Here is a 21855-nt window from a genome sequence, read left to right as displayed (position 1 = left end):
TCCACATATCCACAACCGTTTTCTTTTTTTGGCAACTATCCGCAAGGAGAAGGAAAGATGGTACAATAGAAAAAGAGAATCAAACTGTTTTGCAAAAATAACGTCAAAGGAAGATCGGGAGTGAATAAATATACAAATTCGTTTCATGAACGCCCCCATGCGCTGGCAGACAGCCTGATTTTAGAGCATTACAGCTTAAGTGAGCTCAATTTCGAGACCGTCAGCCATTACCGCGAGCGGTTTGCTCGGGTGAAACCGGGCCATCCGTGGAACGGGCTCGAGACAAAAGAATTTTTATACAAAATCGGCGCGTGGGGCAAGCTGCGCGACAGCAGCAAAGAAGGGCTGACGCTCGCGGGATTGTTGATGTTCAGTGAGGAGCGGATCATCACCGAGGTGCTGCCGCAATACTTTTTGGAATATCGAGAGCACACTGACGGTGAAGCGGCAGGATGGACGAAGCGGTTCACATCACAAGACGGCACATGGTCGGGCAACATTTACGATTTTTATTTTCGCGTGTTGGCTGAGCTGGAGCGTCACGTTTGGTCGGATGAAGGGCGCGCTCTGCTTGGCGAGGCGCTCGTCAATGCGCTCGTTCATGCCGATTATGGGGAGGAAGGCGGCATCACCGTCGAAAAAGAGGATCGTTCATTTCGCTTTGCCAACCCGGGACGGTTTCGCATCCCGATTGAAGCGGCAATGGCGGGGCATACGAGCAATTTGCGCAACCCGAATATTTTTAAAATGTTTTTGCTGATCGACGTATGCAAACGCGCGGGATCGGGCCTCAAGCGAATGTGCGATATGCAGGAACAGGCGCTTGCTTGCCCGATCGATATCTCGCAGCAAACGAATCCAGACCGTACAATCGTTGTGTTGTGTCCGCTGCAATTTCCAGCTGAAATTAGCGCAACAATGGAAACAGAACCGGCTGGACAGCTGGAACAGCCGGAACCCGAATGGCTGGATGCGGGCAGCGGACAGGAAACCGAGAGCTTTATAACTAACGAACTAAACTTCGTAAGTATAGACACAAACTCCGTTAACAATGAAGAAAACTCCGTAAATATAACCAAAAACTCCGTAAACAGCGGGTCGAACTCCATAAAAAACGAGTCTGACTCCGTAAATATAACGTTGAACTCTATAAATAATGGACTGGAGTTCGTAAATAGCTTGCTTAGCTCCATAAACAACGACATCAGTATGCATGACAGCAACGAAAAAGGGGAAACGATCGACGAACGGCTATGGAAGATGGCAGAATTGGCACGGCGAAAAAAACGGTTGGCTCCAGCGGTCATGGAACAATTGATCATTCGGTTATGCCGCGAGCGGCCGCTGCGCCTGAAAGAGCTGGCTGAGCTGCTCGAACGAACGCCGGATGGATTGCGCAACAATTATTTAGGAAAGCTGTTGGAGGAAGGGAAAATCCGCTTAAAATACCCGGATCAGCCGAATCATCCGCGCCAAGCCTACATAGCGGTTGATGAATGAAAGGATTGGAGGGTGAAAGCGAGTCATGATCCAAACGGAAATAGACCGATCGGAAGGATGGGGTCTGCGATTGCACATTTCCTGCTTTTTGTTTTAGAAAGAGGGTGTCCCGCAAGGATGGGGACACCCTCTCTTTTGATCGGACTTGTCATCCAGCTTGCTTTTCTTCGGCTTGGCCATGCTGGCGACGATGCATTCCTTTGGCGAAGTATACGGCCGTCAAAAGCAGCAGCCAGGCTGGGCCGATGATCAAAGCGATGCGCGTATCCGGGAAATACGCCATTAGGGCGGCAACGCCGATCAAAAAGGCAAGCGACACGTATGAGCTGTATGGATAAAGCGGAAGTTTGAACGTGAGACGTTGTGCTTGTTCCGCGCTCAACTGTTTGCGGAATTTCAGCTGGGACAGCAAAATGACCGCCCACGTCCAAATGGCGCCGAATGTGGCGATGCTTGTCACCCATTGGAACACTTTTTCAGATACGTAGTTCAAATATACGCCGACAAGCATGACAAGCGCAGTGGCGATCAAGGCCGCGCCCGGAATGCCGCGCTTTGTCAGCCGGCCGAATGCGCTCGGCGCTTCTTGCTGTTCAGCAAGGTTAAACAGCTTGATAATAAATAATATTTTTTGAAAAAGTATTTTTGAAGCGCTTACATTATAATACTAACCGATAGATAAAGAGGTTGTAAATGAGCAATGTTTTCAAGTTATTATATATTTAATAATCTGAATAGTATTTAAAAATACATGAATTGCCTTGGCATCCTGTCATTTTGTACAATGGGAAACACAGAATACGCTAGGCTTGGAAAGGGGGATGCGTTGTGGAAGAACGGGAAGAGACATCATTTTTGGAACAGCTGCGGCAAGAAGGGCTGATCACCGAATCGACGCGTCCGGTTTGGGAAATGATTTTGCCAAGGCGGCTTCGGCGGATGTATGAGGTTTTGAATGAGCGCACCCGCTATATTACCGTCTTGATCGAAGCGGTCGATGACCCGCATAACCAAGCGGCGGTGCTGCGGACGGCTGAAGCGTTTGGCGTTCAAGACGTTCATATCGTGACGGGAAAGGCGCCGTTTTCGCCGAACCGGCTTGTGACGCGCTATGCCGATCAGTGGCTGACGCTCCACCATAAGCCAGATATCAAAACGGCCATTGCCGATTTGAAAAGTCAAGGGTATCAAGTGTATGCAAGCTATCTTGGTGAGGGGACGATTCCGGTTTCCGACATCGATCTGTCCCAACCGACAGCGCTGTTGTTTGGCAACGAGCATAGCGGCGTGTCGGAAGAGGCGCTCCGCTTGGCGGACGGAACGTTTGTCATTCCGATGTACGGCTTTGTGCAAAGCTTTAACATTTCCGTCGCCGCTGCGTTAGCGCTCTATGATGTCACCGAGCGGGCGCGCCGCCAGGCCGGCCGACACTACTATTTATTGCCTGGAGAGAAAAAGGCGTTGTATGAACAATGGATGTGGCAAACGTTAAACCCACGCATTCGTAAACAGTTGCAGCAACAAGGATATGCCATTCAAACGAACGAAGGACAGCTGGGTTCTTTTTCATAAAGAATTCAGCTGTCTTGTTTTATGGCGGGCTTTTCCGCAACTCTCCTTTCTCATCAATATTTCCCTAAACGAGGAAAACAAGTGGCGATTTGTTGAACAATGATTGAACAGTTTGTGACAAATGTTTTGCTGATTTATGAACTTTTTCGCTCATTCGTTTCAAACATTTTCAATTTTGATATGGTAGAGACAAAAGAAAATGCATGGAAGGCCCCGAAATGGTTGGGGCGGAAGAGGGAGGACCGATAGCGATGAAACGGGCGAGATGGCGCGCGGTGCTGGTTTTGCCGTTTTTGTTTTTGCTTGGGGGCTGCGTGGAGCGCACGGCCGTGCTCAATCCGCAAGGGCCGGTGGCGCGCATGCAGTATGATTTGATCATGTGGTCTGTCGGCTTTATGTTGTTCATTATTGTTGTTGTATTTACGTTATTTGCCGTTTTTCTCATTCGTTATCGCGAGAAGCCGGAAAATGCCGGCTATGAGCCGCCGGATGAGGAAGGGAACACGTTGCTTGAAGTCGTCTGGACGGCCATTCCAATTTTGATTGTCGCTGCGCTCGCTGTTCCAACAGTGAAGGCGACGTTTGCGTTGGAAAAGCCGCCGACCGAGAAAGTGAAACCGATCACGATCCATGTGACGGCGGCGAACTGGAAATGGATTTTCAGCTATCCGGAAGAAAACATTGAAACGGTCAACTACGTCCATATTCCAGCCGGTGTGCCGGTCAAGTTTAAGCTGACTTCGGTCGGGCCGATGAACTCGTTTTGGGTGCCGGAATTAGGTGGGCAAAAATATGCGATGGACGGCATGGAGACAGAGCTGATTTTGCAAGCCGATAAGCCCGGTTCCTACATGGGGCGGAGCGCCAACTTTTCCGGGGAAAAGTTCGCCCATATGGAGTTTGAGGTCGTCGCACAAACGGGAACGGACTTCCGCAAATGGGTAAATGAAGTGAAACAAACCGCCCCGAAGCTCGATGAGAAAAAATATACACAAATTTTAAAACCGGGGCTTGTTGGGCGAATGACGTTTTCGAACACCCACTTACAATGGATTGACCATGCGAAACAAAACAGCCATCATGCAAATGGAAAGCCAATGAAAAACGACGATCAAAGCGATGAAGCGATGACAAACAGTCACCATCATGGGGAGTAGGAAAGGAGGAGCGAAAGATGAAATGGAGCGAGTTTTTTGTCACGGGTGAGCCGCTCATTTATGCCGCCGATGTCGCCATCGTCTTGACGATGGTCGGCATTGTGTTTGTGTTGACATATTTTAAAAAATGGAAATGGCTGTGGAACGAATGGCTCACGACGGTGGATCATAAAAAGATTGGCGTCATGTACATTATTTGCGCAGTTTTGATGCTCTTCCGCGGCGGCGTCGATGCGCTTTTGATGCGGGCGCAGCTGACCGCGCCGAACATGAAGTTTCTTGACGCGCAACATTACAATGAAATATTTACGACGCACGGGACGATTATGATCTTGTTTATGGCGATGCCGTTCATCATCGGTTTGATGAACATTGTCGTTCCGCTGCAAATCGGGGCGCGCGATGTCGCGTTTCCATATTTGAATGCGTTAAGCTTTTGGCTCTTTTTCTTCGGGGCCATGCTGTTTAACATTTCCTTTGTCATCGGCGGATCGCCGGACGCCGGCTGGACGGCGTATTTCCCGCTCGCGGGGAATGAGTTCAGCCATGGCGTCGGCAACAACTATTACGCTGTCGCTTTACAAATTTCCGGGATCGGAACATTGATGACCGGGATCAACTTCCTTGTCACGATTTTAAAAATGCGCGCGCCGGGCATGACATTGATGCGCATGCCGATGTTTACGTGGACGATTCTCATCACATGCGTGCTCATTATTTTCGCCTTCCCGGTGTTGACGGTCGCCTTGGCGCTCATGACGTTTGACCGGCTGTTTGATACGCAGTTTTTCACGATGGCCAACGGCGGCATGTCGATGCTCTGGGCGAACTTGTTCTGGATTTGGGGCCATCCGGAAGTGTATATCGTCATTTTGCCGGCGTTCGGCATTTTCTCGGAAGTGGTCAGCACGTTTGCGCAGAAACGGCTGTTCGGTTATAAGGCGATGGTCGGTTCGATCGTGGGCATTGCGTTTTTAAGCTTTATCGTCTGGGTGCACCACTTCTTTACGATGGGCGCAGGGCCGGCCGTGAACTCTGCCTTCTCGATCACGACGATGGCGATCGCCATTCCGACCGGGGTGAAAATTTTTAACTGGCTGTTTACGCTCCGAAAAGGGAAGATCCGCTTTACGACGGCGATGCTTTGGTCGCTGGCGTTCATTCCGAACTTCGTCATCGGCGGCGTGACGGGGGTTATGTTGGCGATGGCGGCGGCCGATTATCAATACCATAACAGCTATTTTCTGATTGCCCATTTCCATTACGTGTTGATCGCGGGTACGGTGTTCGCCTGCTTTGCCGGTTTGCATTATTGGTATCCGAAAATGTTCGGCCATATCTTGAATGAACGGCTTGGCAAGTGGACGTTTTGGCTGTTTATGATCGGCTTTAACATCTGCTTCTTCCCGATGTATTTCCTAGGGTTGATGGGGATGACGCGCCGCATGTACACGTACTCGGCTGGTCTCGGCTGGACGCCGCTCAACGTCGTCGCGACGGTCGGGGCGGTGTTGATGGGCATCGGGTTTATCGTGCTTTGTTACAACATTTATTACAGCGCCCGCTACGGCGAGCGCGACATGACCGGCGACCCGTGGAACGGACGGACGCTTGAGTGGGCGACCGCGTCGCCGCCGGTGCATTACAATTTCCCGGTGACGCCGGTTGTCGAAGATGTGGACGCGTATTGGGTGATGAAGAAAAAGTATGGCGGCTTCCACGTGAAAGAAGAAGACTTGAAGCCGATCCATATGCCAAGCAACTCAGGACGCCCGTTTTGGATGTCGGTGGCGTTTTTCGTCGCCGGGTTCGGCCTTGTGTTCAAGTGGTTTGCGTTGGCTATCGTTGGTGCGTTGTTCATTGTGCTTGGATTGATTCTCCGCTCATTTGAAGACGATGATGGCTACCATATTCCGGTTGACGAAATCAAACGGATGGAACGAGCGGCGCGGAAGGGGGCGTGACGAATGGGAGAAGCTGCACATCGCTATGAGGAAACGCTGCCGTTGGAGTATCGGACACAAGAGAGTCGGTTGAACATATTGGGCTTTTGGATTTTCCTCGGGGCGGAAGTCGCGTTGTTTGCGACGCTGTTTGCGACGTATCTCGTCTTGTTCCAACGGACCGGCTCGGGGCCGACGGCAGGGGAGCTGTTTGAGGTAAAAGACGTTCTGATTGAAACGCTGTTGCTTTTAACGAGCAGTTTTACGTGCGGGTTGGCCATTTTTGAAATGCGCCGCGGCCGCATAAGCGGGCTCATCGCTTGGCTGCTAGTCACGTTGCTGCTTGGTGTAGGGTTCATCACATTTGAAATTCGCGAGTTCATTCATTATGTCCATGAAGGAGCGACGATGCAGACGAGCGCATTTTTATCAAGCTTTTTCGTGCTCGTCGGCACGCACGGCGCCCACGTCAGTTTAGGAATTGGCTGGATGATTTTGATCATCATCCAGCTCCTCCAGCGCGGCTTTACGCCGAAAACAGCACGGAAAGTGTTTATTGTCAGCTTGTACTGGCACTTTTTGGACGTCGTTTGGATTTTCATCTTCACGCTCGTCTATTTGTTAGGGATGGTGATCTAACATGGGCGCGAACGGCCATCACGAATCATTTCCGTGGAAACATATCATTGGGTTTTTGTTGTCGCTCGTCTTGACGTTTGCGGCTCTTTGGGTGGCGCTCTCGTCTGGGCTGCCGCTTAAAGCCGTGATCGTCATCATCGTCTTGTTCGCGATCATCCAAGCGAGCTTGCAGCTGTTTCTATTCATGCACGTCAACGAAAGCGACAGCGGCAAAGTGCAAACGTTCAACATGGTATACAGCTTCTTTATTGCTGTTGTCGTTGTCGCCGGTTCGATTTGGGTGATGCAGTTTGTGTTGTAAAGCGAGGCTGGCCGGGGTTCGGCCGGCTTTTTATGTTCAGAAGAGCTTTTGTGGTGTCATAGATGCCTGAAATGGGGGAGCCGTTGACGGAACATTGAAGAGATGGAGAGGCAACGTGGTTGCATTATAGGGGGCATGATATGTGCCTAAAAAAGTCGTCTTGCCTCAAACAGGCAAGACGACGTTTTACAGCACTTTTGATAAAAACGCTTTCGTCCGCTCATGCTGCGGGTGGTCGAACAAGTCTTCCGGCTTCCCTTCCTCGACAATGTAGCCGCCGTCCATAAACAGGACGCGGTCGCCGACTTCACGGGCAAAGCCCATCTCGTGGGTGACGACGACCATCGTCATCCCTTCATTGGCCAGCTGCTTCATGACCGAGAGCACTTCCCCGACCATTTCCGGGTCAAGCGCTGACGTCGGCTCGTCAAACAGCATGATTTTCGGTTCCATGGCCAATGCCCGGGCGATGGCGACGCGCTGCGCCTGCCCACCGGAGAGGGAGTCCGGGTAGACGTGCGCTTTGTCTTGCAGCCCGACTTTGGCGAGCAGCTCCATCGCCTTCGCTTCCGCTTTTTCACGCGGCCATTTCCGCACTTTCATCGGTGCCAGCGTGATATTGTTCAGCACCGTCATATGCGGAAACAAGTTAAAGCGCTGGAACACCATTCCGACTTCTTCCCGCACTTTATTTAAGTTCGTGTCTTTCGCCTTTAAATTAATGCCGTCAATAATAATTTCACCTTCATCGAAATCCTCAAGCAAGTTTAAACAGCGTAAAAACGTCGATTTTCCCGACCCCGATGGGCCGATGACGACCACGACTTCTCCTTCGCGAATATGGACATCGATTCCTTTTAAAACTTGGAGCGAACCGAACGATTTTTTCAGCTGGCGTACGTCAATCATTGGGTCGAATACTTCCTTTCAAGATAGTGTGACAGTTTGCTTAACGAAAGCGTTAAGAGCAAATAGATGAACGCCACTGTTAAATACGGCTCCCAAACGCGGTAATACTCACCCGCGGCCGCTTTCCCCCAATACATGATTTCCGGGGCGGCGATGACCATCCCAAGCGACGAATCTTTAATTAAGACGATAAACTCGTTCGCAAACGGCGGAATCATTCGCTTTAACGCCTGCGGCAAAATAATGTAGCGCATCGCCTGCGCATGCGTCATCCCAAGCGAGCGGGCCGCTTCCATTTGCCCTTTGTCGATCGACTGGATGCCGGCGCGGAAAATCTCGGCCACATACGCGGCCGAGTTGAGCGACAGCGAGACGGCCAGGGAAGCGACGGCATTTGGCTGGGCGAAAAAGAGCGGCATGGCGCCGAAATGGACGAGCAAAATTTGCACGACAAGCGGCGTACCGCGGAAAAAGTTAATGTACCACGAAAACGGCAAACGAATAATCGGGTTGGACGACATTTTGCCAAGGCCGATGAACAGGCCGAGAATGAGGCCGAACACGATGCCGGCTAATGATACGCCGATCGTTACGAGCAGCCCTTGCCAAAAGTAAGGGGCGTATTCAACAATAATATCAAAACGAAAATCCATCGATCTCACCTTTCTCTAAGAAAAATGCGTAACTTGCTAGTAGTTACGCATTTTTCTATGTTCGTGCGCTTATTGTTGTTGTTTTAAGCCTTCCATATTCGGTTCTTTGCCAAACCATTTTTTGTAAATCTCTGCATATTTGCCGCTGTCGATCACTTTTTGCAATGCTTCGTCCACTTTGGCTTTCAATTCGCTGTCTTTCGGGAAGATCATGCCGTAGTATTCCGAAGCGAAGTTTTGTGGATCTTCAATGACTTGCAATTTTTTGTCCGGATTGTTTTTCACGTATTCGTTTGCCACCGCGTTGTCCGTGATGACAGCATCAACACCGCCGTTTAGCAGTTCCATAATGGCAACAACACTCGTTTCGAATTTTTTAATATGATCGCCTTTGCCAAATAGCTTCTCCGCAGCTTCTTGACCGGTTGTCGCGTTTTGAACGCCGATCGTTTTCCCTTTTAAGTCAAGGGCGTTTTTCACCGGGCTGCCTTGTTTGACTAAGATGACTTGTGTTGCTTCAAAGTACGGAGCTGAGAAATCATAAGATTGTTTCCGCTCGTCCGTAATCGTAATGCCGGAAATGCCCATGTCGATTTCTTTGCTTTGCAGCGAAGCGAACAGCGGATCCCAGCCGATGTTTTTTAATTCATAATCCAAGCCGGCTTCTTTCATCACCGCATCCAAAAGGTCGGCGTCAAACCCAACAATTTTTCCTTTTTGCATATATTCAAATGGCGCAAACGCCGCGTCCGTCCCGACGGTGATTTTTTGCTTCCCTTCTTTTTCAGCGCCTGACGGAGAGCTTGTTTCTGTCGACTTGCCACAAGCGGCGAGCGCCATAAACAACGCAGCAACGACCGCTACGATCAAACCTTTCTTCATTTTTAACATCCTATAAAATCCCCCTTTGGAATCATTGTCGATGAACGATTATCATACTATCAATATTTTTGTTATTATGCAATAGGTTTTATAAAAATAATTGTTTGAACATTTTGGTACTGCCGTATAAATGGGGAAAAGGCGCATTTTTCAATGTTTTTCGCCACATTAACTGAAGGGCATATGGCTAATATCATTTCGTGTGCATTTTTATAAAATAATTTTTTATGTATAAAAAGACATAAACGATTGATTTTGAATTTACAGAATATTATACCAGAAAGAGGGTAGAGTTGGCAAAGGTTTTGTCAATTTGTTTATTATAGCGGTATGGAAAAATAAATACTATTGTGTAAATACTATCAATTTCGTTATGATGAAAGTGGTGACAAGACAGTAGAGGAAGGAGAGTCCATATGGTTTTATTTTCCGTCATTGTGTATTTAGTCGGCATGCTTTGGATTGGCTATTGGGCGTATAAACGGACGTCGAATTTGTCCGATTATATGCTTGGCGGCCGGACGCTCGGGCCGGCGGTGACCGCGCTTAGCGCCGGGGCTTCCGACATGAGCGGTTGGTTGCTCATGGGGCTGCCGGGGGCGATGTATATCGATGGAGTGAGCGCCGCCTGGATCGTCATCGGCTTGACGCTTGGCGCTTATGCAAACTGGCTGTTCGTTGCGCCGCGCTTGCGCGTCTATACAGAAGTGGCGAACGATTCGATTACGATTCCAGAGTTTTTAGAAAACCGATTCGGGGATGCCACGAAATTGTTGCGCATGGTGTCTGGCATTGTCATTATGGTCTTTTTTACGTTTTATGTATCGTCCGGTCTTGTTTCGGGCGGCGTGTTGTTTGAAAACTCGTTTGGTGTCAGCTACCATACGGGCTTGTGGATCGTTGGCGGCGTTGTCGTCGCTTACACGCTGTTTGGCGGCTTTTTGGCCGTCAGCTGGACGGACTTTGTGCAAGGGACGATTATGTTCATTGCGTTGATTCTGGTGCCGGTGGTGACGCTGTTCCATACAGGCGGGCCAGTAGATACGATTGAGACGATCCGCGACATCGATCCCAACTTGTTGAACTTATGGAAAGGAACGAGTGTTCTTGGCATCATTTCGTTATTCGCCTGGGGGCTCGGCTATTTTGGCCAGCCGCACATTATCGTCCGCTTTATGGCGATCAAGTCGGTCAAAGAAATGAAAAGCGCCCGGCGCATCGGCATGGGTTGGATGATTTTCTCGGTTGTCGGAGCGATGTTGACGGGTCTTTTTGGAATCGCTTACTTTTCGCAGCGCGGCATGAAGCTCGACGACCCGGAAACCGTGTTTATTCAGCTCGGTCAAATTTTGTTCCATCCGATTATTACCGGGTTTTTGCTGGCGGCGATTTTAGCCGCGATTATGAGCACCATTTCATCCCAGCTGCTCGTCACCTCGAGCTCGCTGACCGAAGACTTGTATAAAGTCGTGTTCCGCCGCGCGGCTTCGGATAAGGAGCTTGTCTTCGTCGGGCGTTTGTCGGTGCTCCTTGTCGCCATTGTCGCAACGGCGCTGGCGTACACGAAAAACGACACGATTTTAAACTTGGTCGGCTATGCGTGGGCTGGATTTGGCGCATCGTTTGGCCCAGTTATTCTGTTGAGCTTATGCTGGCGGCGGATGACGAAATGGGGGGCGCTCGCCGGCATGGTCGCCGGGGCGGCAACGGTCATTTTGTGGACGCAGTCGGAGTATTTGAAAGGGCTGTTGTATGAGATGATTCCGGGCTTCGCCGCGAGCCTCGCCGCTATTGTCGTCGTGAGCCTGTTGACAAAAGCGCCGGAAGGGAAAGTGGCGGAACAGTTTGATCAGTTTAAGAAGTCGCTGTCATAAGCGAAATGAACAGGGTGTTCCTCGGTGGGGACACCCTGTTGTCATGATCGGCATTTTGTCCTTCATCATATAGGCGTTGTTGCGGCCTCGCAATTCGCCCGACCGCCTTACCGTGTCGCCGCGTCGCTATGCTGTTTCGGCTGGGCGATGGCAGTGTTGAGGCGGTGTCGCCATGATCAGCTTTAAGACGAGGCAAAGGGGTGCCGCACCCTGCTTTGGTTCGGATGCCAACACATGTCGCGGCGCCGCACCCTTTTAGTCCGGCCGCAGCCCCCCCTTGGCACCTCCGCCCGGAGGCGGGGCGAAGGGCCGCCGCTGTTACGCCATCGTGTTCCAGTCTGGATACAGATCAGTGCGCCGGTCGCGCCATGTCGCGACCGATCCTTTTTCCCGCACTTTGCGAAGGAGCGACAAGTCAAGGTCAGCGGTAATGACCATGTCGCTGTTGATCTCGCCCGCCGCAAGGACGCCGCTCTGCGGGAACGGGATGTCGTTTGGCGTGATGACGGCCGCTTGGCCGAAATTGGCGCGCATAAAGTCGACCGTCGGAAGCGACCCGACCGTGCCGGTCGTGACGACATACACTTCGTTTTCGATGGCCCGCGCGTGGCAGCAATACCGTACACGGTAAAACCCGTGCCGGTCATCGGTGCACGACGGACAGAAGATGACATCTGCCCCTTTGGCGCGCGCCATACGAACGATTTCCGGAAACTCGATGTCATAGCACGTCAAAATGGCGATCGTCGCTTTGTCCGTTTCAAACACATGCACGCCGTCGCCTGGAGCGATATTCCACTCGTTCACTTCCGTCGGGGTGATGTGCAATTTCGCCTGCTGATGGATGTGCCCATCCGGCGTGAATAAATGAGCGACATTGTACAGCTTGCCGTTTTGGCGGATGACATGCGTGCCGCCGATCAAATACATGCCGGTGTCTTTGGCGAGCGACACAAACAGTTCAGTGTATTTTTCGGTATAATTCGGCAAGTCATCAATCGTCGCTTGCCGTCCGTCATCAAGTGGAATGGAAAGCAATTGGGTCGTGAAAAATTCTGGGAACAAGACGAACTCGGCGTCAAACTCTTGCGCCGTTTTGACGTAATGCGTCACTTGCGCGGCAAACTCGTCAAACGAACGGATGGTGTGAAGATGATATTGGACAGCCGAGACGCGCAATGGCGGCACCTTCCTTTCTATTTCCATATGGCATCTATCTTAGCACCATGCAAACCGTTTCGAGGCATTTGATTTTTCAATATGCGCAGGCCCCGCTCCCTTCCTATTTCAAGGAGGGGAGTTGCGGAAAAAGACAAGGACGAGGTCTTGTCTATTATTGTTCGCCGTAGCGGCGGTACGCACCGTGATGTGTGGGCCCGACGTATTCGTTGAGCGGGAACGAGTGGCGGATGGCGGCGGTGATGAACGCTTTTGCCGTCGCAATGGCGTCTTTCACCGGCCGGCCTTTCGCCAGTTCGGCGGCGATGGCCGCCGAGAACGTGCAGCCTGCTCCGTGCGTATACGTCGTGTCAATCCGCTCCGATTCGAGGAGTTCAAACGTTTTGCCGTCGTAAAGGACGTCAACCGCATAGTCATGCGGAATTTTCCGACCGCCTTTGACGATGACATATTGGGCCCCGAGTTCATGAATGCGCCCGGCCGCTTCCTTCATGTCCTGGATCGTTTCAATGCGCGGCAAGCCGGAAAGCTGCGCTGCTTCGAACAAGTTTGGCGTCACGACCATCGCTTTTGGCACGAGCGTTTCCCGGTAGCACACCGTATTTTCCGGGTGGAGCGGCTCATCCGCCCCTTTGCACACCATAACTGGATCGACGACCGCATTTTTCAAACCATGCTTTTCAATCGTCCGCGCCGCTAATTCAATGATATCAGTTGTCGGAAGCATGCCTGTTTTTAAGGCATCAATCCCGACGCCGACGATGATCGTCTCAAGCTGGGCTTCGATCGTTGCTAGGTCAACGGGGAACACTTGGTGCGCCCACCGGTTGTGCGGGTCCATGGCGACGATGGTCGTGATCGCCGTCATGCCGTAAACGCCAAGCTCTTGGAACGTTTTTAAGTCCGCCTGCAGCCCGGCGCCGCCGCTGCTGTCCGACCCGGCGATCGTTAATGCTTTTGGCATTGTCATCGTCATCACTCCTTTGTTCTACAAGATTATACCATGAAGCCGCCCTCAAGGACGAAATAGTTGTTCTACATCAACAGAAAAACCGTCAAGCGCGCGCGAACATGCCATGCCGGTTTCTTTCCAGACGCCGGCTTGTTCATATTGTCCGTCGTCATTGAGCGAGTAGATTTGCACAACAGAGTGCATAGGGTTCACGATCCAGTATTCATAGACTCCGTATTGCATATACAAATTCAATTTGAACACGAGATCGTACGCCTGGTTGGAAGGGCTTAAAATCTCGATGATCAGCGTTGGGACGCCGACAAATTTTGTATCCGTTAATCCACTTCGATCACAGATCACGGTTAAATCAGGGACGACAATTTTCTTGCCTTCGATTCGTTCGTTCTTTAGTTCGATATCAAACGGGGCATGAAACACTTCATACGGCTTTCCTTCTAAAAAATGGAACAGTTGGACGTGCAGCCGTCCCGATATGCGTTGGTGCTGGGTCGAAGGGGAGGGAGACATCAACACAGCGCCATCAATGTATTCTAAAACGCGGTCGGTTGTTTCCCGCATGCGATAAAATTCTTCAAGCGATACCGCCTGTTTTCCCGGAACGTTCACGAAATCACCTTCTTTCCAGCTTTCTATTTTCATTATACACTGGCCGCTTTGCTGAACGAAAATGATTTGGCATAACGCAACAGGGGGCATACTCCCACCGCCTGCGCTCACTTGCCGAAATGGCGGCCTTGTCGGGTTAGGACGATAAAAAAAGCCGCCCGCTATGAGTGGGCGGTCATGGGAATGGACAATGATGAACAGGCGGCCGGCAGCGCGCGTTGTCGGCCGCGTCCATCATGGTTAGTTGGCGGCCAACGTTTTCCCGAGCGCTTCGCGGGCCGGGACGTAGCGATAGCCGAGGTCGCGGGCGACGGCTTCGTACGTGATTTCGCCGTTGGCGACGTTGACGCCAAGCTCGAGCGCCGGGTTGTCCGTAATGGCTTGCATGACGCCTTTATTGGCGATTTGCAAGGCGTATGGGATCGTGACGTTCGTCAAGGCGATCGTCGAGGTGCGCGGGACAGCACCCGGCATGTTGGCGACCGCATAATGGACGACGCCGTGTTTGACGTACGTCGGGTCGTCGTGCGTCGTGACGTGGTCGCTTGTCTCAACGATGCCACCTTGGTCGATGGCGACATCGACGATGACCGACCCCGGTTTCATCGCTTTCACCATGTCCTCGGTGACGAGCTTCGGCGCCCGCGCTCCCGGGATGAGGACGGCGCCGATGACAAGGTCGGCCTCTGCGACCGCTTCGGCGATGTTCATCGGGTTGGACATGAGCGTCGTAATTTGGTTGCCGAAAATGTCGTCAAGCTCGCGCAGGCGATCCGCGTTCAAGTCGATGATCGTGACATCTGCCCCGAGGCCGACCGCGACTTTTGCCGCATTCGTGCCGACGACCCCGCCGCCGATGATGACTACTTTGCCGCGGGCGACGCCAGGGACGCCGCCAAGCAAAATGCCTTTGCCGCCGTACGGCTTTTCCAAAAATTGCGCCCCGATTTGCGCCGCCATCCGCCCGGCGACTTCGCTCATCGGCGTCAACAGCGGCAGCGTGCGGCCGACTTGCACAGTTTCATAGGCGATGGCGATAACGCCGCTTTCTTTTAACGCGCGCGTCAACTCTGGGTCGGCGGCCAAATGCAAGTAGGTGAACAGCACAAGCCCCGGACGGAAGAAGCGGTATTCGCTTGGCAGCGGCTCTTTCACTTTCATCACCATATCTGCTTGCGCCCACACATCTTCCGCTCGCTCGATGATTTGTGCTCCGGCACGGGCGTAATCATTGTCGCTGAAACCGCTTCCAACCCCTGCCTCTTTCTCAATGAGCACCGTATGTCCTGCCTGAACGAACGACAATACGCCAGCCGGCGTAATGGCGACACGGTTTTCGTTATTTTTAATTTCCTTTGGCACTCCAATAATCATGAATATGGTTCCTCCTCATCAAAAGTGGCCTTACTTATAGTATAAAAGAGACGGAACGGGCCGGGCATTGTTCAAAAAAGAGAAAGAAGCGCGTGGGTTTTGTGGATTTCCACAAATTCAACCGCGCGCTTCGTATTTCGCTAATTTAATATCGATGTATAATTTGATTTTTTGATTCATGTCATTGAGATCAAGCTCGGCGATGTCGGCAATCCGCTTGAGCCGATAAGCAAGCGTGTTCGGGTGAACGTTGAGGACGTCGGCGGTTTCTTGCACATTTTCGTTATGGTCAAAAAATGTTTCAAACGTTTTCACCAAGTCGCTGTGATGTTTGCGGTCATAGACTTGCAATTTCTCAAGCGCCGGGTTGGTCCAGCCTCCTTGCCGTTTTTTTTCAAGCAAAAAGTCAAAAAATTGGTAAATACCGAGTTGGGCGTAGCCGTAGACGCCGTTGATGTCATCCCCAAGCTTCTCCTTCAGCGCTAGCACGGCGAGCGCTTCGCGGTAGCTTTTTTCAATGAGGCGATAGACGCTGTACACGCCGCCAAATCCGCACTGCACATCGTGGATGTGAAATCGTTCTTTCATTTTGGCGGCGAACGATTCGATGAATGCACTCAGCTCTTTCAGCGGCTGGTCAGTTTTGGGCGCCCCAAGCAAAATCACATCGCGGCCGTCGGTCGTATAAAGAAGGAGCGGGAGTTGCTGGGTTGTTTGCAATAAGTAGGAAATTTGCCGCTCCATTTCGGCGGTCAAATCGGCGGCAAAGCGGAAAACGACAATGGCAAACTGCGGTGCGGTCGGGATTTGCATCGCGGCGAGATGAGCGCGGATGTCATCTTCACGCGCAATGTGGCCGGTGAGCAGCTTCCAAAACAGCTCTTGCACCCGCTCTTCTTTTTTGTTTTTGCGCATATACAGCTGCAGCACTTTGTTTTTCGCCGCTTTTGCCGCCAGCTTCAGCCATTCCATCTCCTCGGGCGAAAGCGTCCGGTTTGTTTCGAGCACCCAGATGAAGCCGATCACCTCATCGTTTTTCCAGATCGAGACAGCGACGCGGCTGCCGAGGCCCACGTCTGGAATCGGCGGCACGCGCACCGGTTCGCGGCTTTTGAGCAGCGCCGGGATGGCGCCTTGTTTCCATAAGCTGTTGATCACTTTTTCCGGAACGCGCCGGCTGATGATCGTCGCCGTCCGCGCCGGGTCGGTGTAATCATCATGGGCGCTGTAGGCGATGAGCCGATGGCTCGCGTCTTCGATCGTCACCGGGCATTTCAGCACGTCGCTGACGCGGTCGGCAAACTCTTCAAGGCTGTCAAATTCGCCGCGGAACGGGTCGGTATCATAAGACATATTGACTCCCTCGCATCGTCCATATGATTTGTAGTTTCATTTTATCATAAATGTGAATCCACCACCGTTATTGTATGATGAAAGAAAGGAATGGCTGCGCTTTCTGTCCAAGGAAGGAAAGAAGGAATTCTCCCAAGAATGAAAAAATGGGACATTGCCGTCATTCCCAGCGACGGAATTGGCAAGAAAGCCGTTCCCGTGGCGAACACGAACGTCAACGGCAAATATCCGTCGATGTTTGAACCGGTGCACGGTTCGGCGCCGGATATTTACGGCAAAGGTATCGCCGATCCGATCGGGTAAATTTAGACGGCGAAGTTGATGTCTGACCATTTCGTTGAAGAAGAGCTCGGCGCCCTCTTGTTGCAAGAGATCGAGGATGTCACCTCTGACGGCATCAAAACGCCGGATCTTGGCGGCACGGCGACGACGAAGGAAGTGGTGGAAGAAATTTGCCGGCGTCTGCGTGAGCAAGCCTGACCTGTTCAAAAGGGCAAGCGGCACCGTTTGCAGTTTCCTTCTGTTCAGGTATACTTGTTGTCAGACGAACTGAACAGAAAGGATGACGCCCATTGTTCAAAAAATGGTTTGGCAAGCAACAGCCGAAGGAAGAGACGATCACCGCGCCGCTTGACGGGACGATCATGCGGCTTGAAGACGTGCCGGATCCGGTGTTTGCGCAAAACATGATGGGCGATGGTGAAATCATCCAGCTCTTTCCGACGAAACACGCCATCGGCTTGCGTTCGGAAGCGGGTGTGGAGCTGCTCATCCATGTCGGCATCGACACCGTGTCAATGAACGGGGAAGGATTCACTGCCTATGTCAGAGCCGGCGACCGAGTGAAACGGGGCGATCGGCTTCTTTCTGTCGACTTGCCGCTTGTGCGCGAGAAAGCGAAAAGCGCGGTGACGCCGATCATCATCACGAACGGCGACGCCCTCGAAAGCCTCGAGAGAGAGGCCGAGGCATCAGCCAAAAAAGGCGAGACGGTCTTATTTCATGTCAACATGAAATAAGGGCGGTGAGGGGGATGTATGTTTACAAAACGACAAAAAGAGATCTTATCATTTTTAGCTCACAGCAAGGATCTCATTCCAGATGAGTGGATGGCAAAGCAATTAGGAATAAGCGATCGGACAGTTCGTCATGATGGTGGTGAAAAAAATCTCTCTGTTAAAAAATACGGATGTTTTAAATCATAACATATTACCTATATATTTAAGGAGATCATTAATGAAGAGGGTGTCCCAAAAGGATCGAGACACCCCCTTTCGTTTCTATATATGCACGATGACTATTTCTTCCACACTATATTTTGTGTCTATCCTGAAAACACCATTTAAGACAAAAAACGGAGCCCACCTAGCCTTCGGAATCGGATTCCAAAGGAAGGTATTTCAGTATATATATGGTTAATAAGTGCTATGCACTCGTTTTTTCTAGTTTCACTTCGTACCCTAACCCCTCTAATCGTTTCACCGTTTGACGCACGATGCGCGCTTCTTGCTGCCGATCCCAGTAGTCGGCTCCCAACTCTCTATACGGTTCCTTTCGAGTTAAGATATAATAGATCATTTCTAAAATCGTTCTCCCGACCGCGACACTCGCTCGATTCGCTCCTCTTCGTTTGGCGATCCGATGATACTTGGCCGATAGGTACGTGTTCTTCGTTCGGGCGGCGGCACGGGCACATTCCACGAGGCACGACCTTAGCTTCTTGTTCCCTTTCCTCGTTCGACCTGACAACCGTTTCCCTGCACTCTCATGATTCCCGGGAGCCATTCCGGCCCATGAGGCCAAGTGCGCGGCGGTAGGGAACCGGCTCATGTCCGTCCCGATTTCCGCTACAATTTGTTCCGCGCTTTGCCGCCCCACTCCCGGGATCGTATCGATGAGCTCCAGCGCTTCATGAAAAGGGCTCGTTCGTTCCTCGATTTCTCGATCCAACCGGGCAATCGCTTCATCTAAATACTCCACATGACGCCATTGCTCGGCCAGCATCATGCGTTGATGCGGCCCTATCATTCCTTTCAACGCGCGCCGGAGCTCTTCCGTTTTTTGTTTCAGCCGCCCTTTGGCGAGCTGGGCGAGGGCCGCCGGATCGTTCTTTCCTTCGATAAGGGCGCGAATGATGAGCCGGGCCGACATCCCGTTGATGTCGGATACGACCGAAGAAAGCTTGATATTGGCTCCTTCCAGCACTTTTTGGATGCGGTTGAGCTCCCGTGCCCGTTCCTCGATCAAACTGCGCCGATAACGGACCAGTTCCCGGAGCTCCCGCTGAGCCCGATGAGGGATGTAACTCCCTTTTAGCAATCCATGGCGAAGCAAGTCCGCGATCCATTCAGCATCTTTGACATCGGTCTTTCGCCCGGGAACCGCTTTGATGTGTTGGGCATTGACGACAAGCACTTCGATCGGCTCTGCTTCGAGGAGATTATACACTGGCTTCCAATATACGCCCGTCGACTCCATGGCAACGTGCGTCACCTTTTTTTCTTTCAGCCAATCCACCAACTCCTCGAGATCGTCGGTCAGCGTACCAAACGTGCGAATCTCTTTTCCTTCAGGGGTAAGGGCGCAAGCCGTAATCGATTGCTTATGCACGTCCAATCCGCAACAGCGTTCATACAAGACGCGCATCGGTCTTCCTCCCTGCTTCGTTCTCAAAAACAGCTGGTGCAGCAGCCTTTGTTCAAGCATTCTATCCTGCGTGCTTCCCTCAAGGGAGCGACATTCCGTGGTGCACCAGACTACTGGGGTCTGTCTATCCTTCGGACTTTTACGTACCATAGATACAACGACCTCATGACCCCAGCTGCAAGGAGACCATTCGACAGAAGGTTGTTTTCATCCTTCCGATGGTGACGAAATTTTTTTGTCATGGGAGTCTATCCTCAAAATACCCGAACTCCAAAATGCGTAAAGTGGCAGCGTTCAACATAGGGATATTTTCATCCCTCCGATGGTGACGAAATTTTGGGTCAAGGGAGTCTATCCTGAAGACAGACGGCCTTTTGGGTCAGCCCCTTCATTATCGCTTTTTCCGCTGGCTAAGCCATAGCGGAAAACGAATGATAAAGCTAAGGAACAGCACTAGCAACACAAGGAGGGCGGATGTTTTTTGGGCAATTTGCTGCGCATCGGCCACAAGCGCTTCAGATTGAATGTACCACAAATGGACCGGAAGAGTCGCGCCTTCGGAAAGGAGATGGAAATCCCACATCTCGCCAGATGACGATGTCCCACCGACTAGCAAAATGATGGCGGATTCGCCAAATGCTCGGCATGCGACAAGGCTGATGCCGGTCAAGATGCCTTTCATGGCGGCAGGGAGCACCGTTTTGACAATGGTCTGTGCTTTGGTTGCGCCTAAAGCGAAGGAGGCTTCCCTCCAAGCGGAGGGAACCGCCGTGATCGCTTCTTCGGAGACGCGGGCTAAAACTGGTAGATTGAGCAATGCTAATGTGATGGATGCTCCTAAAATGGTCACGCCGATTTGAAAGTATTCCACAAACAAGGCGTAACCGAATAGACCAAACACAATCGACGGGACAGATGCCAAGCTTTCAATGGCCGCCCTCACCCATTCCATGATTCGGTTGTTTGGGGCGTATTCCGCTAAAAAAATACCGGCTCCAATTCCGATGGGCAACGACAAAAGCAATGATAACACGAGAATGTAAATCGAGTTCCATAAGAACGGTCCAACTCCTCCTCCAGCGTCGATTTCTTCGGGCAGTCCAATGAGGAAATGGATGTCAATGTCCGACAACCCTTTTCGCACGATTATATAAAGAAGGGATAAGATGATAAAAAAGACGGTTGCGGAAATGATGCTGATCATACCCAGTACGAGTCGATTCATGAGACGACGGATACGGAGCCGACTCATTTTTCCATGAAGGCCAAGGGCTTGATTGTTCATGATGACGGTCCTCCTTTCAGCCGCAAGCGGCGAATAATCATAATTAAAGAAATTGAGATGAAAAGCAGCAAAAGCGCCATCATATAAAGGGCATGGTTGGTTGTTGATTGAAAATCGACGTTTAAAATTTGCATCACGATATGGCTGGTCAATACACTTGATGGCGTGACCAAATCAAATCCCCATTGCGCCACGTTGCCGATGACCATCACCACGGCCATTGTTTCGCCAATGGCGCGTGCCATACCGAGGATGACAGCAGCCGCAATCCCAGATTTGGCGGCAGGAAGCAACACTTTTGCAATCATTTCTATTTTGGTTCCTCCAAGGGCATAGTTGGCCTCCCGCCATTCGTTGGGAACCGCGCAAAGCGCATCGTCGGTGATGCGGGTGATGGTAGGCAAGATCATCATCGATAGCACGATCGCTGCCGCAAGAATTCCATCTCCCACTGGAGCACCCGTAAGCTTACGAATCCATGGAACGAGCAGGGTGGCTCCCAAATACCCGTAAACAATGGATGGAATGCCGACCAATAAATCAAGCAACGTCCGAAGCCATTGTTGAAGCCGGGGAGGGGCCATCTCCGCAATAAATATGGCTGTCAAAATGGAAATCGGTGTGGCCATCAACAGCGTCACGAACATTAAATATAGCGTTCCGGTGATAAAGACGGCAGCGCCGTATCGATGATGTTCCGGATCCCATCGGGAGGAAAAGAAAAATTCCGACGGAGATATATCTCGAAACACGAGAAGGCCTGTTTTGCTGACGAATAGAACGATGGCGCCCAATACGACAATCAGAAATACGATGCTCGTTAAGCAAAAAAAACGAAACAGGCGGTCGGACCTATATTTTGTGATCCAGCGTTGACGTTGAGCAGTCAACAAGTGGGTGGCCTCAGTCCAATCAGGAGACAGCTTTTCCATTTTCCTTTCCCCTTTCTTTCATCGAACGGAAAATCAGCCTCTCCGCCAATATAAGGAGAGGCTGAAAAGAGGTC

20 protein-coding genes and 2 pseudogenes are annotated in these 21855 nt (G+C 51.3%); 10 read left to right on the top strand and 12 right to left on the bottom strand.

Annotated elements, in window-relative coordinates; all coding sequences use genetic code 11:
• The first annotated feature begins 120 nt into the window (after window positions 1-120).
• Complete coding sequence (locus DI44_RS15975) at window positions 121-1500, top strand: ATP-binding protein (protein WP_021321300.1); 1380 nt, start codon at window positions 121-123, stop codon at window positions 1498-1500.
• Between the two features lie 148 nt (window positions 1501-1648).
• Here the strand turns inward: DI44_RS15975 and DI44_RS15980 are convergent.
• Window positions 1649-2110, bottom strand: a pseudogene (locus DI44_RS15980) (amino acid permease); the annotation flags it as partial.
• 218 nt (window positions 2111-2328) lie between these two features.
• Between DI44_RS15980 and DI44_RS15985 the strand changes: the two are divergent.
• From DI44_RS15985 to qoxD, 5 genes are all read left to right on the top strand, one after another.
• Window positions 2329-3072 (top strand): RNA methyltransferase, encoded by a 744-nt coding sequence (locus tag DI44_RS15985; protein ID WP_021321301.1) that lies wholly within the window; start codon window positions 2329-2331, stop codon window positions 3070-3072.
• Between the two features lie 251 nt (window positions 3073-3323).
• Window positions 3324-4229, top strand: coding sequence for a cytochrome aa3 quinol oxidase subunit II (gene qoxA / locus DI44_RS15990; RefSeq protein WP_021321303.1), 906 nt, complete (start codon window positions 3324-3326; stop codon window positions 4227-4229).
• 17 nt (window positions 4230-4246) lie between these two features.
• The gene (gene qoxB, locus DI44_RS15995; protein WP_021321304.1) at window positions 4247-6193 is read left to right on the top strand and encodes a cytochrome aa3 quinol oxidase subunit I; all 1947 of its coding nucleotides are present in this window, start codon (window positions 4247-4249) and stop codon (window positions 6191-6193) included.
• Between the two features lie 3 nt (window positions 6194-6196).
• On the top strand, window positions 6197-6811 hold the full coding sequence (gene qoxC / locus DI44_RS16000; protein ID WP_033024480.1) for a cytochrome aa3 quinol oxidase subunit III: 615 nt from the start codon (window positions 6197-6199) through the stop codon (window positions 6809-6811).
• A gap of 1 nt (window position 6812) precedes the next feature.
• Window positions 6813-7112, top strand: a complete 300-nt coding sequence (gene qoxD / locus DI44_RS16005) for a cytochrome aa3 quinol oxidase subunit IV (protein ID WP_033024479.1) — start codon at window positions 6813-6815, stop codon at window positions 7110-7112.
• 186 nt (window positions 7113-7298) lie between these two features.
• Here the strand turns inward: qoxD and DI44_RS16010 are convergent, their stop codons facing one another.
• From DI44_RS16010 to DI44_RS16020, 3 genes are all read right to left on the bottom strand, one after another.
• Window positions 7299-8021, bottom strand: coding sequence for an amino acid ABC transporter ATP-binding protein (locus tag DI44_RS16010; protein WP_011232919.1), 723 nt, complete (start codon window positions 8019-8021; stop codon window positions 7299-7301).
• Window positions 8018-8674 (bottom strand): amino acid ABC transporter permease, encoded by a 657-nt coding sequence (locus DI44_RS16015; protein WP_011232918.1) that lies wholly within the window; start codon window positions 8672-8674, stop codon window positions 8018-8020. Before DI44_RS16015 ends, DI44_RS16010 begins: the two co-directional genes overlap by 4 nt.
• Window positions 8675-8743: 69 nt before the next feature.
• Complete coding sequence (locus DI44_RS16020) at window positions 8744-9565, bottom strand: basic amino acid ABC transporter substrate-binding protein (protein WP_011232917.1); 822 nt, start codon at window positions 9563-9565, stop codon at window positions 8744-8746.
• Between the two features lie 407 nt (window positions 9566-9972).
• Here DI44_RS16020 and putP point away from each other — a divergent pair, with 407 nt between their 5' ends.
• Complete coding sequence (putP, locus tag DI44_RS16025) at window positions 9973-11430, top strand: sodium/proline symporter PutP (RefSeq protein WP_020278680.1); 1458 nt, start codon at window positions 9973-9975, stop codon at window positions 11428-11430.
• Between the two features lie 318 nt (window positions 11431-11748).
• Here the strand turns inward: putP and DI44_RS16030 are convergent, their stop codons facing one another.
• The 5 genes from DI44_RS16030 to DI44_RS16050 form a co-directional block, all read right to left on the bottom strand.
• Window positions 11749-12636: a carbon-nitrogen hydrolase family protein gene (locus DI44_RS16030; RefSeq protein ID WP_031205544.1), complete on the bottom strand. Its 888-nt coding sequence runs from the start codon at window positions 12634-12636 to the stop codon at window positions 11749-11751.
• 127 nt (window positions 12637-12763) lie between these two features.
• Window positions 12764-13579 carry a pyridoxine/pyridoxal/pyridoxamine kinase gene (pdxK, locus tag DI44_RS16035; RefSeq protein WP_021321306.1) on the bottom strand — a complete coding sequence of 272 codons (816 nt, stop codon included), beginning with the start codon at window positions 13577-13579 and terminating at the stop codon, window positions 12764-12766.
• Window positions 13580-13624: 45 nt separating this feature from the next.
• A complete protein-coding gene (locus DI44_RS16040; protein ID WP_020278677.1) occupies window positions 13625-14224 on the bottom strand; it encodes a Uma2 family endonuclease in 600 nt (199 codons plus the stop codon).
• Between the two features lie 207 nt (window positions 14225-14431).
• Complete coding sequence (ald, locus tag DI44_RS16045; protein ID WP_020278676.1) at window positions 14432-15565, bottom strand: alanine dehydrogenase; 1134 nt, start codon at window positions 15563-15565, stop codon at window positions 14432-14434.
• A gap of 117 nt (window positions 15566-15682) precedes the next feature.
• Complete coding sequence (locus DI44_RS16050) at window positions 15683-16918, bottom strand: PucR family transcriptional regulator (protein ID WP_020278675.1); 1236 nt, start codon at window positions 16916-16918, stop codon at window positions 15683-15685.
• A gap of 195 nt (window positions 16919-17113) precedes the next feature.
• Here DI44_RS16050 and DI44_RS19325 point away from each other — a divergent pair.
• The 3 genes and pseudogenes from DI44_RS19325 to DI44_RS18550 form a co-directional block, all read left to right on the top strand.
• Window positions 17114-17398 (top strand): annotated as a pseudogene (locus DI44_RS19325) (isocitrate/isopropylmalate family dehydrogenase); the annotation flags it as partial.
• A gap of 92 nt (window positions 17399-17490) precedes the next feature.
• Window positions 17491-17937 (top strand): PTS glucose transporter subunit IIA, encoded by a 447-nt coding sequence (locus DI44_RS16060; protein ID WP_020278672.1) that lies wholly within the window; start codon window positions 17491-17493, stop codon window positions 17935-17937.
• A gap of 18 nt (window positions 17938-17955) precedes the next feature.
• The gene (locus tag DI44_RS18550) at window positions 17956-18123 is read left to right on the top strand and encodes an HTH domain-containing protein (protein ID WP_110107477.1); all 168 of its coding nucleotides are present in this window, start codon (window positions 17956-17958) and stop codon (window positions 18121-18123) included.
• A 220-nt stretch (window positions 18124-18343) separates the two neighbouring features.
• Here DI44_RS18550 and DI44_RS16070 read toward each other — a convergent pair whose 3' ends face one another.
• The 3 genes from DI44_RS16070 to pstC all read right to left on the bottom strand — a co-directional run bounded on the left by DI44_RS16070 (window position 18344) and on the right by pstC (window position 21781).
• Window positions 18344-19564 (bottom strand): IS110 family transposase, encoded by a 1221-nt coding sequence (locus DI44_RS16070; RefSeq protein WP_033024478.1) that lies wholly within the window; start codon window positions 19562-19564, stop codon window positions 18344-18346.
• Between the two features lie 391 nt (window positions 19565-19955).
• The gene (gene pstA, locus DI44_RS16075; protein ID WP_021321312.1) at window positions 19956-20849 is read right to left on the bottom strand and encodes a phosphate ABC transporter permease PstA; all 894 of its coding nucleotides are present in this window, start codon (window positions 20847-20849) and stop codon (window positions 19956-19958) included.
• The gene (gene pstC, locus DI44_RS16080) at window positions 20846-21781 is read right to left on the bottom strand and encodes a phosphate ABC transporter permease subunit PstC (RefSeq protein ID WP_020278669.1); all 936 of its coding nucleotides are present in this window, start codon (window positions 21779-21781) and stop codon (window positions 20846-20848) included. The genes pstA and pstC overlap by 4 nt, the downstream gene beginning before the upstream one ends.
• Between the last annotated feature and the right edge of the window lie 74 nt (window positions 21782-21855).

The organism is Geobacillus sp. CAMR5420 (genome assembly GCF_000691465.1).
Classification (GTDB): Bacteria; Bacillota; Bacilli; order Bacillales; family Anoxybacillaceae; genus Geobacillus; species Geobacillus thermoleovorans.
This window is presented reverse-complemented; position numbering and strand designations above follow the sequence as displayed.